The sequence below is a fragment of the Sulfurimonas sp. NWX367 genome (assembly GCF_039667065.1).
GTDB classification, from domain to species: domain Bacteria; phylum Campylobacterota; class Campylobacteria; order Campylobacterales; family Sulfurimonadaceae; genus Sulfurimonas; species Sulfurimonas hydrogeniphila.
Window position 1 is genome coordinate 674,819 of the sequence record NZ_JALCZM010000002.1, and the last position, 12,609, is coordinate 687,427.

Below are 12,609 nucleotides of genomic sequence, written 5' to 3' on the forward strand. Positions count from 1 at the left end.
TTGAGAGTCGGCACTAAAGTACCGATTCCGAGATACAACGGAACCCAGACTGAAAGCTTATAATCTTGTTTGGAACCCGTACTTCAGTGCGGGCGAGCATGGCAGGGAAGTAACAGCAGTCGGCACTGCAGAAAAAAATTTAGTTTTTTTCACAAGTCATGCTTTAGCATAGAAAGTACCGATTCCGAGATATAACGGAACCCAGACTGAAAGCTTATAAACTTGTTCGTAAGCAAAAAGGTAAAAACATGAAAATAAAATCACTCTATATTGCCGCACAGGAAAAAAATGCAGGGACACTTTTTGTCTCTATGGGCATGATGGAAATACTCAAGCGTAAACTGCATCGTGTCGCTTTTTTTCGCCCGATAATCTTTGACAAAAACATACGTGACGGTGATATAGACTTTATTTTGCAGCGTTATAATCTCGATATAGACTATGCAGCATGTTATGGTTTTGACATTAAAGAAGTCGAAGAGATGATTTCTAAAAAAGAGGACAATCTTCTGATAACCCGTCTTATAGACAAATTCAAAAAGCTTGAACGTGAGTATGATTTTGTACTGTGTGAAGGGATTCGGCGTTCTTTTTTAACCTCGACCATCAGTTATGATTTAAATGTCAAAATCGCCCAAAATTTTGCTGCACCCGTGATAAGCGTCATTAAAGCCGACAGTGCCACAACAAAAGAGATATATGAAAATGTTTTGATTGAAAATGAGTATCTGACTTCTGAGGGATGTACCCATTTTGCCACTTTTGTGAACCGTGTCAATGATGAAAAGTACAAGCAGCTGCAAAAAATGTTTGAAAAAGTGCCTTATACAATTTATTTTTTAAAAGAGGTAGAGGAATTGAACTTGCCTACTATTGAAGATGTGATAGAGACGCTTGGCGCAAAAAAGATACTGCTTGAGAGCTATGACCATACCAGAGTGATAAGAAATGTCAAAGTTGCAGCATTGACACTCGATAATTTTTTAGAACATATCGAAGAAGAAGATTTGGTCATTGTTCCCGCTGACAGATCTGACATTATTTTAGGGCTTTTTGGGGCCTTGCACTCTTCAGGTTATCCGAATATTGCTGCGATTATTTTTCCTTTTAGCATGAAGCTTAATAAAAATATTCAAAAGCTCATAGAAGGGCTAAACAGCTTCAAAGTGCCTATACTCTGTGTCGATACCGATACTTTTGAAACAGCAAGAGATGTCATGAAAGTGCACTCAAGACTGCGTGCTCATTCTGAGAGAAAAATCGCACTTGCTTTGGGACTTTTTAACAGCAGTGTGGATATAAAAAGCATAGAAGAAAAGATAGCAACAGCCTACAGTGATATTATGACACCTCAGATGTTTGAATACAAACTTTTTTACATGGCATCGCAAAATAAAAAAAGAATCGTGTTGCCCGAATCAAGTGATGAACGCATTTTAAGGGCAGCAGAAATAATTTTAAGAAGAGGGGTCGCAGAGATTATTTTTATAGGTGATGAAGAAGAACTCAAAGGGCGTTATCTGCGTTTGGGGCTTGATTTGTCCGCGGCAACTGTAGTCAATCATCTCTCATCCCCATTGATAGAAAAGTTTACGGATGTTTTTTACGAGCTGAGAAAACACAAGGGCATCACAAAAGAGGCAGCCAAAGATGCAATGTTACATGTGAACTATTTTGCCACAATGATGGTACAACTCGGTTATGCCGACGGTATGGTCAGTGGTGCTATTCATGCAACGGCAGATACCATTCGTCCCGCTTTGCAGATTATAAAAACAAAACCGGAATTTTCTGTTGTTTCAAGTGTCTTTTTTATGTGTCTCAAAACAAAGGTGCTTGTGTACGGTGACTGTGCAATCAATCAGGACCCGGACGCGCAAACGCTCGCAGAAATCGCCATTGCATCGGCGCAAAGTGCAAAAATGTTCGGTATTGAGCCAAAAATTGCCATGCTTTCATACTCGACGGGAGAGAGCGGGCACGGCTCTGATGTTGACAAAGTAAGAACTGCCACAAAAATTGTACGCCAAAAGCGACCGGATTTACTTGTAGAAGGGCCTATTCAGTATGATGCGGCAATTGACAAAGAGGTGGCAAAAATCAAACTGCCGAACTCAAAAGTGGCAGGGAAGGCGACGGTATTTGTATTTCCTGATTTAAACACAGGCAACAATACCTATAAAGCCGTACAACGCTCAAGCGGAGCGATTGCCATAGGACCGGTTTTGCAGGGACTCAACAAGCCGGTAAATGATTTGAGCCGAGGCTGTCTGGTGGAGGATATTGTCAATACCGTAGCTATTACGGCTATTCAAGCGGGGGAAAACCAATGAGAGTTGCAGTAATCAATGCCGGAAGTTCTTCTTTAAAATTCAAACTTTTTGCAATGCCGGGTGCAAAAATTTTGCAAAGCGAACTTGTAGAACATATAGGCGAGCCAAATTCGCCTGTAGCAAACCATTTTGAGGCGATAGAGTCTTTACATGTAAACTTTGCAGAGATTGATGCAGTAGGGCACAGAGTAGTTCACGGCGGTGAGCAGTTTAGAGCTTCTGTTCTTATAGATGATGAGGTTATGCAGGCTATAAGTGATTTAATTCCTTTGGCACCTTTGCATAATCCGGCAAATCTTGAAGGTATAAAAGTCGTTCGTCACTATGCGCCAAACATCCCCCAAATAGCTGTTTTTGATACGGCTTTTCATGCAACACTGAAAAAAGAGGCATTTTTATATGCACTTCCCCATGAGCTGTATGAAAAACATCAAATCCGCCGTTATGGTTTTCACGGGACGTCTCATGCCTATTTACTGCAACAAGCGGCATTATTGCTTGGGAAAAAAGCAGAAGATACAAATATTATAAGCTTGCATCTTGGAAACGGAGCAAGTGCCTGTGCTGTTAAAAACGGGAAAAGCTGCGATACTTCTATGGGATTTACTCCGCTTGAAGGGCTTGTGATGGGAACAAGGAGCGGTGACATTGACCCGGCTATTGTTTTATATCTGCAAGAGTCTTTACATGTAAAGCCGAATGAAATAGATGAAATGCTCAATAAAAAGTCAGGACTGCTTGGTTTGTGCGGCGAAAATGATGTACGAAAGATACAAAACCGCAAAGATGATGCGGCAAAACTGGCACTCGACATTATGGTGCGACGGATTCAAAAGTATATAGGTGCGTATATGGTGTTGCTTGAGGATGTGGATGCCATAATATTCAGCGGCGGTATAGGCGAAAATTCTGCATATGTTCGAGAAGCGGTTATGAATAATAAAATACTTAAAAATATAAAATCATTAGTGATAAAAACAGATGAAGAGTTGCAAATAGTAAACGAGTGTTTGGAAGTTTTAAAAAGATAGAAAAATCATACAGGCATAAAAGCCTGCATAAAAGGGGTGTGAGGTTAACTACTAAAGAGGAGTTACGTTCTCTTTCTTAGACTATTTTTCAGAATGTCTATTTTTAGGGGTTTTTCCATTAAAATACCTATTTTTAGGGGTTTGAAGAATACCCAAGTAAACAAAAATAACTTAAAATAAAATAGAAAAATGTTGTCCTAACTTGTATTTTGTTGTCCTTTTAGATATTATTGTTGTCCTAATGTTGTCCTGAAATGAGAAGTCAATTTTAGCATATAAATGAAGATATTTTCTATGTATTGGAGAAAAATAAAGTGTCAGAATATAATAGTTATGGTGGTAAATACTCGGGAATATTGACTAAAAAACTAAAGAATGGTGATTTGGCTTTTTATATTACATTTAGAGATATTGAGTCCAAAGTAAGAAGAAAAAAAGTTGGTGTAGCACCAGAGATGACAAAAAGAAAAGCTTTGGATTGTTTGAATGAAATACGTCAAGAAATTGAAGCAAAAAAAGAATTAGAAAAAAATCCAAACTCACCAATTCCTAAGATGCTTAGAAAAAAAGTTGATAAACAGGTTTATACACTCAATGATCTTGCTGAATATTATTTTCATGAAAATAAGAGTAAAAGTAAACGAGCTATGCAGAATAAATACAATTATCATTTTTCAGACGAAGCTTTTGCAAATAAAAATATACACTTAGTTACAGAGAATGATATAGAAGATTTTATACTAAGAAAAAGCAAACAAAGAGCAGATAACCGTCGATCAAACTCAAGTAATGTGACTAAGTTGCATGAACAAGGTTTTATTCCAAAAAGAAAAAGAAAATCTAAAGCTCTCGATTTATCTCTTGAAGAGAGAGAAAAAGAGGAATATGAAAATAATCTTGTTAAAATCAAAGAACTTGAATCTAAAAATGGTGGCTGGAGAGAAGAGAATAAGATTAAAGTATTGAAAGAAAGAAATAGAGTTCTGGAATATAGATTTTCTCCAGAAGCAAGAAAAAAGCTTTTAAAAGACAAGACTTTAGGAATTGATGAATTAAATGCTCTACTCGGAATTTTATCAAGGAAATCCATTAAAGAGTTATTGCTTATGGCTAGTACGATAGTTACATATGCAAATACTCATAAACATTTAAATATATTTAATCAGTTTCATATACTTAGAGGTAATAAAAACTACATTAGTGTTAATAATGTAAAACCTAGATATTTAACTAAAGAAGAGATCAAAAGCTATTTGAAAGAAGTCAAAAAGGTTACATATGATAATCCTGAAGTACATAATTATCTCTATTTAATATCGCTTCTTGCATTATCGACAGCTGCCAGAAGAGATACTATTTTAAATATTAAGATAGAAGATATAGACTTAGAGAACAATAATATACAATTACGGAATTTTAAAACTGAACATAATTTTACAAGCTCAATAGCAAGTCCAGTGATTAAAGCTGAATTGATTAGGGTGAAAAATAATAGAGAGCCTAGTAGATTTTTGTTTGAAGGTTCTTCAGGTGTAGCAATAACTGCATTTCCTCCAAAGATGAAGGAAGTTTTAGATTATACGGTCAATTGCAATAGATCATATTTAAATTATTTGACAATTAAAGAATTTAGAAATACTGTTGCATCTCATTTAGCAATGAATGGTACATCTATCGCTCATATCGCTCAAGTTTTAGATCATGCATCCACAAGGACAACTGAAATATATTCTCAGTTAGCTCCATCCACCGCAAAAGATGATGTGTCCAGTTTTGTAAATGAATTTTTAGAAGAGTAAGAATCCCTCTACCCCATACACCTACTTCAAATACCCATAAAATAGGCACTTTCAAGCAATTGATTTAATAACTGTCAGCTGATTTTATAGGATTTTTACTGACAATATAACTGACCCTTACAGTAACATTTTACAACTTTTTGAAAAAAATACGCCAATACTAATATCAAGTGCAATTTCCACCTAATTTAACTAGCTAAATTTTTACTCATTTCACTAAAAAACACCCGCCAATTCTAATATCAAAATATTTATGAAATAAACTTTATAAATAATAAATATAAATTTCACAATACTTAACTATAATCCTAAGTAATTAAAAGTACATAAGGCATTATAGATGTTTAAAAATAAATACAAAGAAAAATATTATCAACTTTTATCTGAACATGAAAAGTTACAGGAATCTTATGATAAGCTTGCAAAGGAATTGCAAGAGTTCAAAGTGCAAGATACTGATTCCTCTTGTATGCACTCTTCATTTGACACACTTGCACAATTACAAAACAATAATTTAAAAAACAACATTAGTGATATACAAAAAAATATGGCAGATGCTATTGATGCTTCTAAAAACAGTTTAGAAAAAACTACAGAACTCTCAAGCAGTATAAAAATGGACATAGAGAGAATTAATGAAATTGTAGAAAAATTATCGGGTTTAACAGTTTTAGCGGATGAGTCTATTACAAATATTGAAAGCTTATCTTCCAAAACAGAAGATATCTCACTCATTCTACAACTCATTAAAGATATTTCAGATCAAACCAACTTGCTTGCTTTAAATGCTGCCATTGAAGCAGCTCGGGCAGGTGAACATGGTCGAGGCTTTGCTGTTGTTGCTGATGAAGTGCGAAAACTAGCAGATAAAACTGATAAAGCTGTAGGAGAGATAGGACTTTCATTGCAATCTATGAAGCAGGATGTCAGTAGTGTCTCAGAACAATCTGTAGAGATGCAAAGCTTAATTCAAAATTCCAATGAATCTATGAATCGATTAAGTAGATACTTACAACAAGACTTTTTACAACTTCTTGAAACTTTTGATACAATGTATCTTTCAAATAATCATACTTTTATGTCTTTGGCAAAACTAGATCATGTGTTATGGAAAATCAATACTTACTATTCTATTTTAACTGCAAAAGAGCAGTTTTCTTTTGTGGATCATCATAATTGTAGACTTGGTAAGTGGTATGAGAAAGGTGATGGAGAAAAACAGTTTTCACAAACAAAAAGCTACAAATTTTTAGAGTCTCCTCATGCCATTGTGCATAACTCAACAAAAAAGATTTTTGAAAAAATGAAACAAAATCTTCATTTTGAACAATACTTCGAAGATTTTGAAACAATGGAGAAAAACAGTATGGATGTTTTTAAAATACTTGATAAAATATTACAGGAAAAGACCTCTAATGGGGGGGAATAAATAATGCTTTATTGTGATGATATCTATCATACAATTGATGAAAAAGTTGAGTACAATATATTAATTGTTGAAGATTCAGAGATGTTTAATAAAGCTATTTCTAGCGAACTCTCTAAAAACAAAAACTTTAAGAGTAAACAAGCATACACTCTCAATGATGCACAAAATCTTCTTCAAGAAGATCACTTTGACTTTATCATCTTAGATCTTAATCTTCCTGATGCTTTTGGTGAAGAGCTTGTTGATGCAATAAAACAAATTTCCCAAGCCAAATTGATTATTTTAACGGCTGAAGTTGATGTTCAGATTAGAGAAACACTTTTTAAAAAAGGAATTTTAGATTATCTTGTAAAAGATAAGACTTTTTCATATTCTCTAAAATCAATTGCAAAAATTATTGAAAATGTAGAACTCAATAAAAAAGATACAATTTTGGTTATAGATGACTCAAAATTTATGTGTAAACAGTTAGAAACTCTATTACATGTAAAGAACTACAATGTACTTACTGCCTTAAATGCAAAAGAGGGCTTAGAGATACTATATAGCAATAGTATCAGTACTCTTATCTTAGATATGGAACTTCCTGACAAACATGGTTTAGAGCTTCTTCAAGAGCTAAAAGTAACGACTGAATATTGTCATCTTCCGGTCATTATCCTCTCTGCAAGTAACGATCCTGAAGTGGTTCGTTCTGCTTTAAAACTAGGAGCTTCAGACTTTATAAAAAAGCCCTTTAACATAGAAGAGTTCACATTAAAAGTTGACTTAAGTGTAACGACATATCGAAAAAGAGTGCAACTGCTTTGCTCACAACAGATGGTTTCTGAGTATAAAGAGATAGTTGACGAGAGCTCTTTAGTAACAAAAACAGATACAAAAGGGATTATTACCTATGCAAACGATGAGTTTTGCAGGGTTTCTGGGTACACCCAAGAAGAGCTTATAGGAAAACCCCACAATATAGTTAGGCATCCCGATATGTCAGCAGAAGTTTTTAAAACAATGTGGAAAACAATTTTAGCAAAAAAAACATGGAAAGGTGTCATCAAAAATCGTACTAAAATGGGACATCCTTACTATGTAAAAAGTACTATTAAGCCCATACTAGATATAAATGGTGATATTGTAGAATTTATATCAATTCGTACTGATATCAGTGAACTTGAAGCATATAAGGAACTTTTAGAAGAAAACCTTGAGATATCAGGAAATAATTTAAACTACTTAAAACAGCATGAGGATGCTACAAATAGTTTTATCTCTGTTATGAAAACCAATAAAAGTGGAAAAATTATCTATGTAAATGATAACTTTTTACAACTTAGTGGCTACTCAAAAAATGAGTTATATGGAAAAGAGTGTAAATCTATTAGAGCGATTAAACATATAAAACAGGGTGATTGCGACAAATTGCACAAGCAGTTACAAGATAAAAAAACAGTCTCTTTTTTATTTGAAAATATTGACAAAGATGGAAATAGTTTCTATACCGATACATTTATTTACCCACTTATAGATAAAAATGAAGACATACAGGAGTATGTACATTTGATGCATAATGTAACTGAAGTTGTCAAAGTGCATCAAGAACTTGAAGAGACACAAAAAGAGATTATCTACACTATGGGTGAGATTGGTGAGAGCAGGTCTCAAGAGACAGGAAACCATGTAAAACGAGTAGCAGAATATTCTAAGCTTCTTGCACTTTTAGCTGGACTTGGTGAAAAAAATGCCAATCTACTTTTTATTGCATCTCCGATGCATGATATCGGAAAAGTTGCCATCCCTGATGCTATTTTGAACAAGCCTGGACGACACACCTCTGAAGAGTTTGAGATTATGAAAACACATGCTGAAATAGGTTTTAATATCTTAAAAGCATCAAAAAGACCAACACTCAGAGCCGCAGCTGTAGTTGCATATACACATCATGAAAAATGGGATGGCAGTGGATATCCTCAAGGAAAAAAAGGAAATGAGATTCATATTTTTGGTCGTATAACAGCAATTGCTGATGTTTTTGATGCACTTGGAAGTGATAGAGTCTATAAAAAAGCATGGGAACTTGAAAAAATATTGGCACTTTTTAAAGAAGAGAGTGCTAAACATTTTGATCCAAAACTTGTTGATCTCTTTTTTGAGAATTTAGATAAATTTTTAAAAATTCGTGATAGCTTTAAAGATTAATCTAACTTAATGATTTTCTTTGTAAATTTTCTGTAAAATAATAACTATAAACCTGAATATGAGAGTAGTACAAATGAACATTCTTTTAGTAGAAGATGATAAAGAACTAAAAGCAACACTCACTAGAGGTTTATATGAAGAGGGGATGCATGTCGATAGTGTATCTCTAATTGATGAAGCCAAATCATATATTCAGATGAAAACTTATGATGTTATTATATTAGATAAAATACTTCCTGATGGTGATGGAAGCTCTTTTTGTACTGAACTAAGAAACAATGGCAATAGTGTACCTATTTTAATGTTAAGTGCCTGTGATGAGTGTGACGATATTGTTGATGGACTCAACAAAGGAGCTGATGATTATCTCACAAAGCCTTTTCGTTTCATAGAACTTGTAGCTCGAGTCCGTGCACTCTCAAAACGCTCAACTAACATAAAAAGTCATATTCTCAAAGCAAGAGACTTGACGCTCAACATTATGTCAAGAGAGCTAAAAAAAGGAGATAAAATTATAGAATTAAGAAATAATGAATTTAATCTTCTTCTGCTACTAATGAAAAGAAAAAACAGTGTTGTCTCAAAAACCGAGATTATAGATTATATATGGAATATGGAAAACTTTATAGACCCAAATCTTTTGAATGTTACTATTTATAATCTCAGAAAAAAAATAGAAAATTCTAAAGATACAAAAATCATACACACTGTAAGAGGCATTGGTTATAAAATTGTTGAGTAGACTTTTGAGATATAAAAAAGTTCTTTTTTTACTAACACTGCTTTTAGTTCATATAGTTTTTTTAGAAAATTTGAACTCTTTAGAGCCATATATAAAATACTACATTATATTTAATATTTTTACCATTCTCTACTTTCTCTGGCTAAAAATAAAACTAGTGCATCTCAATAGTTATATAACAGATACTATTGTCAGTATTGAAAAAGAGATTTTATATGATAATATCCAACCGCTTTGTATACCTAAAAACATTCAAGAGATTAAACAGTTTGTAGAAGAGGTAAATAAAATAATTTTTTATTTGAATCAAAAAAACAAAGTTGCACAATCATTTAATGCGAATATGGCACATGAGCTAAAAACACCTCTTGCTGAGCTTAAAGCTAAGCTAGAATACTCTCTTTACTACACAGCACTTCAAGATAATCTTGCAACAGAGTTGCGAGCATTTATACAAAAAATAAATAGTCTTGAAAACATAGTCTCTCAAATGCTCTATGTCTCAAATAACAATATAAAAAAGCTCAACAACTCTATGCAACGGGTTTTACTCAATGATATCCTCTACTCTATATTGGACACAAAAAAAAGTGAGATAGAAGCTAAACACCTCAAAACAGATATAGAGATCAATCAAGCAATCTCAATACACGGTCATGAAAAACTACTTCAACATGCTATTGGAAATATTATTGATAATGCAATAAAATATTCATTACCAAATAAGAGGATAAAAATTATCCTTAGAAAAAAGAAAAACTTTATTTTTCTTGCAATAATTGATTACGGCATAGGAATAGATAAAAAAGAACTCAAGTTAATTTTTCATCCTTACTATAGAGGTGAAAATGCTTTTTCAAACAGTGAAGGGTATGGACTTGGACTTAGCTTGGCAACTTGGATCTTGGAGCTTCACAGTGCTTCTATAAAAATTCGGAGTAAAAAAGGCAAAGGAACCTTTGTAGGAGTCAAGTTTTATACTAGCTAAAACCCTATTGCAATGCCGAGTCCAAAGAAGTCTTCAGACTCTCTATTGAGTCCTAATCCTCCGTTTATATCAAGTTGAATATTCTCTTGTAGTAAATATGTAAAACCTCCATCTACTACTTTTTCCATAGGTACTATTGAGGAAGATGGTATGATGGAATAGAGTTCTATAAAGCTGGCAAAATTCTCTGTATGGCTAAAAGTAATTCCAGCTGCAGGTTGAAAATCATAGATTCGTTTTTCATCCCTGTAAGTACTTGATTGAAATGTTCCAAAAAATGAGATAGTTTCATTCAGTGCATAATCCCACAAAAATCCAATGAGTGGTGAAATATTTTCTATTTTAAAGCTGCTTTGCCTATCTGTTGGCAATGTTACGAGTGTCATAAATGTAAAATTATATTTCTCATTTTTAATGAGGCTATACTTTCCACCTATGGTTATATCAGATGTAGGGCTCTCATTAAAATCTTTTGTAGTACTCCATCCATCCCATAAAAAATCAAATTCAATATCTTCTGTAACCCCTGTACGAAGTTCAAAAAGAGGAAAATCTTGAGTATTGTTTTGAGATGAAAGTGTGTCAAAAGTGTAATTGTATCCCATCTCAATGTTAAACTTTCCAGGTTTCACTGTATATGTTCCTGTACTAAAACCTGGTCTGTCAGCAATAATTTCTGCCTGTATATTGACAGATATAAATGCTACCAAAGCAGTACCTAAAAAGATTTTTTTCATACTTCAATTCCTAATATAATGCTCTAATTGACTTGATACATCCGCATGCCCAAGGTAAATTTTTGTTGTATTCTCTTTTTTTAACTGTTGGAGATGTTTATATGCTTGTATCTTCTTCTCATCATTAAAATATATAAACATATTACGAGAGAAAATAATGTCAAATTTTCCAAGCTTAGTAAGATTTGTTTCAAATATATTGGCAATATGAAATTCTACAAACTTTTTAACATCTTCTTTTACATAAAAACTATTATTTTTCTTTGTAAAGTATTTTTCTATAATATCTTGTTTGACTCTATGAAGTGAACGTTCATTATAGATCCCCTCTTTTGCTTTTTGTATAACATTTTTGTCAATATCAACTCCGACAACTGTAAAATTACTTATATTCATCTCTAATGCAGTAATAACAATGCTATAAACTTCCTCTCCTGTTGAAGATGGGAGAGATAAAATATGTAATTTTTTATGAGTATTTTTATAATTTTCTAAAGCTTCTTGAATCTGTATATGCTCACGAAAAAAGTAGGTTTCATTAATCGTAATGAGGGTTATAAACTCTTCAAAATTAAATGTACTCTCTTGAATATGCTCAAGAAGTTTAGAAAAAGAGGTTATATTATTATTTTTACAATAATCGACTATTTTTTGTTCAATAAGAGGTTTGTTTTCATCTAAAATTATTCCTGATTGCTTCTCAATGTATATATAAAGTTCTTTTTTAGTACTTCTATTTACTTCGACACTATTAGTCTCGTGAGAATACTCAAGAGAATTTAAAGCTTTTTTTCTAAAAAAATTAAACATTTTGAAGATATTTGGCTATATTGTCAATATGCATGATTTCAATGTTTTGATTTTGCTCATAAGCGGCTTTTGGCATACCATAAACTTTAGCACTCTCACTGCTTTCAGCTATGCACAATGCCCCTTTTTTATAAAGTAAATCCATTCCTTTTGATCCATCATCACCTATACCTGTTAAAATTACAGCTGTAACTCCATACTGAGGCAAACATGCAAGTGCAGACTCAAAAAGTGAATCAATGCTTGGTGTATAAAGTGTCTCTTTATCTAAAAAGTCTAAATAGATAGAATCTAATTGGATTGAGAACTTTGAACTTGTTTTACATATATAGATAGAAGATGGTTCAATCTTTGTTTTATCTTCTACAAGGTGTAGAGGTAGCTTGGAAATACTTGAGAGTTCTGTAGTAAAACTCTCCATTACATTACTGTTCATATGCTGTGCTATGACAAATGATGCTTTAGTGTTTTTATCCAAATGTTGGACTATCTTTTTAATATGTCCTGGTCCACCTGTTGATGCTCCAATGAGTATTAGCTTGTGCATTTT

10 protein-coding genes are annotated in these 12,609 nt (G+C 33.1%); 7 read left to right on the plus strand and 3 right to left on the minus strand.

What is annotated here, in order from left to right; translation table 11 throughout:
* Positions 1-248: 248 nt before the first annotated feature.
* From pta to MNY28_RS08180, 7 genes are all read left to right on the plus strand, one after another.
* The gene (pta, locus tag MNY28_RS08150; RefSeq protein ID WP_346389491.1) at positions 249-2,333 is read left to right on the plus strand and encodes a phosphate acetyltransferase; all 2,085 of its coding nucleotides are present in this window, start codon (positions 249-251) and stop codon (positions 2,331-2,333) included.
* Positions 2,330-3,364 carry an acetate kinase gene (locus tag MNY28_RS08155; RefSeq protein ID WP_151900842.1) on the plus strand — a complete coding sequence of 345 codons (1,035 nt, stop codon included), beginning with the start codon at positions 2,330-2,332 and terminating at the stop codon, positions 3,362-3,364. Before pta ends, MNY28_RS08155 begins: the two co-directional genes overlap by 4 nt.
* A gap of 299 nt (positions 3,365-3,663) precedes the next feature.
* A complete protein-coding gene (locus MNY28_RS08160) occupies positions 3,664-5,163 on the plus strand; it encodes a tyrosine-type recombinase/integrase (protein ID WP_346389492.1) in 1,500 nt (499 codons plus the stop codon).
* A gap of 340 nt (positions 5,164-5,503) precedes the next feature.
* Entirely contained in the window at positions 5,504-6,592 is a 1,089-nt protein-coding gene (locus MNY28_RS08165; RefSeq protein WP_346389493.1) for a methyl-accepting chemotaxis protein, read from the plus strand.
* Positions 6,593-6,595: 3 nt separating this feature from the next.
* Positions 6,596-8,782, plus strand: coding sequence for a response regulator (locus tag MNY28_RS08170; protein ID WP_346389494.1), 2,187 nt, complete (start codon positions 6,596-6,598; stop codon positions 8,780-8,782).
* A 73-nt stretch (positions 8,783-8,855) separates the two neighbouring features.
* Positions 8,856-9,524 carry a response regulator transcription factor gene (locus tag MNY28_RS08175; protein WP_346389495.1) on the plus strand — a complete coding sequence of 223 codons (669 nt, stop codon included), beginning with the start codon at positions 8,856-8,858 and terminating at the stop codon, positions 9,522-9,524.
* 70 nt (positions 9,525-9,594) lie between these two features.
* The gene (locus MNY28_RS08180) at positions 9,595-10,512 is read left to right on the plus strand and encodes a HAMP domain-containing sensor histidine kinase (protein WP_346389496.1); all 918 of its coding nucleotides are present in this window, start codon (positions 9,595-9,597) and stop codon (positions 10,510-10,512) included.
* Here MNY28_RS08180 and MNY28_RS08185 read toward each other — a convergent pair.
* From MNY28_RS08185 to MNY28_RS08195, 3 genes are read right to left on the minus strand one after another with little or no spacing between them, the layout of a single operon-like run.
* Positions 10,509-11,249, minus strand: coding sequence for a transporter (locus tag MNY28_RS08185; protein WP_346389497.1), 741 nt, complete (start codon positions 11,247-11,249; stop codon positions 10,509-10,511). The two genes, MNY28_RS08180 and MNY28_RS08185, sit on opposite strands and share 4 nt — an antisense overlap.
* 3 nt (positions 11,250-11,252) lie before the next feature.
* Complete coding sequence (locus MNY28_RS08190; protein WP_346389498.1) at positions 11,253-12,059, minus strand: CheR family methyltransferase; 807 nt, start codon at positions 12,057-12,059, stop codon at positions 11,253-11,255.
* Positions 12,052-12,606 (minus strand): chemotaxis protein CheB, encoded by a 555-nt coding sequence (locus MNY28_RS08195; RefSeq protein ID WP_346389499.1) that lies wholly within the window; start codon positions 12,604-12,606, stop codon positions 12,052-12,054. Before MNY28_RS08195 ends, MNY28_RS08190 begins: the two co-directional genes overlap by 8 nt.
* Between the last annotated feature and the right edge of the window lie 3 nt (positions 12,607-12,609).

Excerpts from the sequence above, each read along its gene's own strand:
- pta (WP_346389491.1), top strand. The coding sequence starts at position 249 with ATGAAAATAAAATCACTCTATATTGCCGCACAGGAAAAAAATGCAGGG.
- MNY28_RS08155 (WP_151900842.1), top strand. The coding sequence starts at position 2,330 with ATGAGAGTTGCAGTAATCAATGCCGGAAGTTCTTCTTTAAAATTCAAA.
- MNY28_RS08165 (WP_346389493.1), top strand. The coding sequence starts at position 5,504 with ATGTTTAAAAATAAATACAAAGAAAAATATTATCAACTTTTATCTGAA.
- MNY28_RS08170 (WP_346389494.1), top strand. The coding sequence starts at position 6,596 with ATGCTTTATTGTGATGATATCTATCATACAATTGATGAAAAAGTTGAG.
- MNY28_RS08175 (WP_346389495.1), top strand. The coding sequence starts at position 8,856 with ATGAACATTCTTTTAGTAGAAGATGATAAAGAACTAAAAGCAACACTC.
- MNY28_RS08185 (WP_346389497.1), bottom strand. The coding sequence starts at position 11,249 with ATGAAAAAAATCTTTTTAGGTACTGCTTTGGTAGCATTTATATCTGTC.
- MNY28_RS08190 (WP_346389498.1), bottom strand. The coding sequence starts at position 12,059 with ATGTTTAATTTTTTTAGAAAAAAAGCTTTAAATTCTCTTGAGTATTCT.
- MNY28_RS08195 (WP_346389499.1), bottom strand. The coding sequence starts at position 12,606 with ATGCACAAGCTAATACTCATTGGAGCATCAACAGGTGGACCAGGACAT.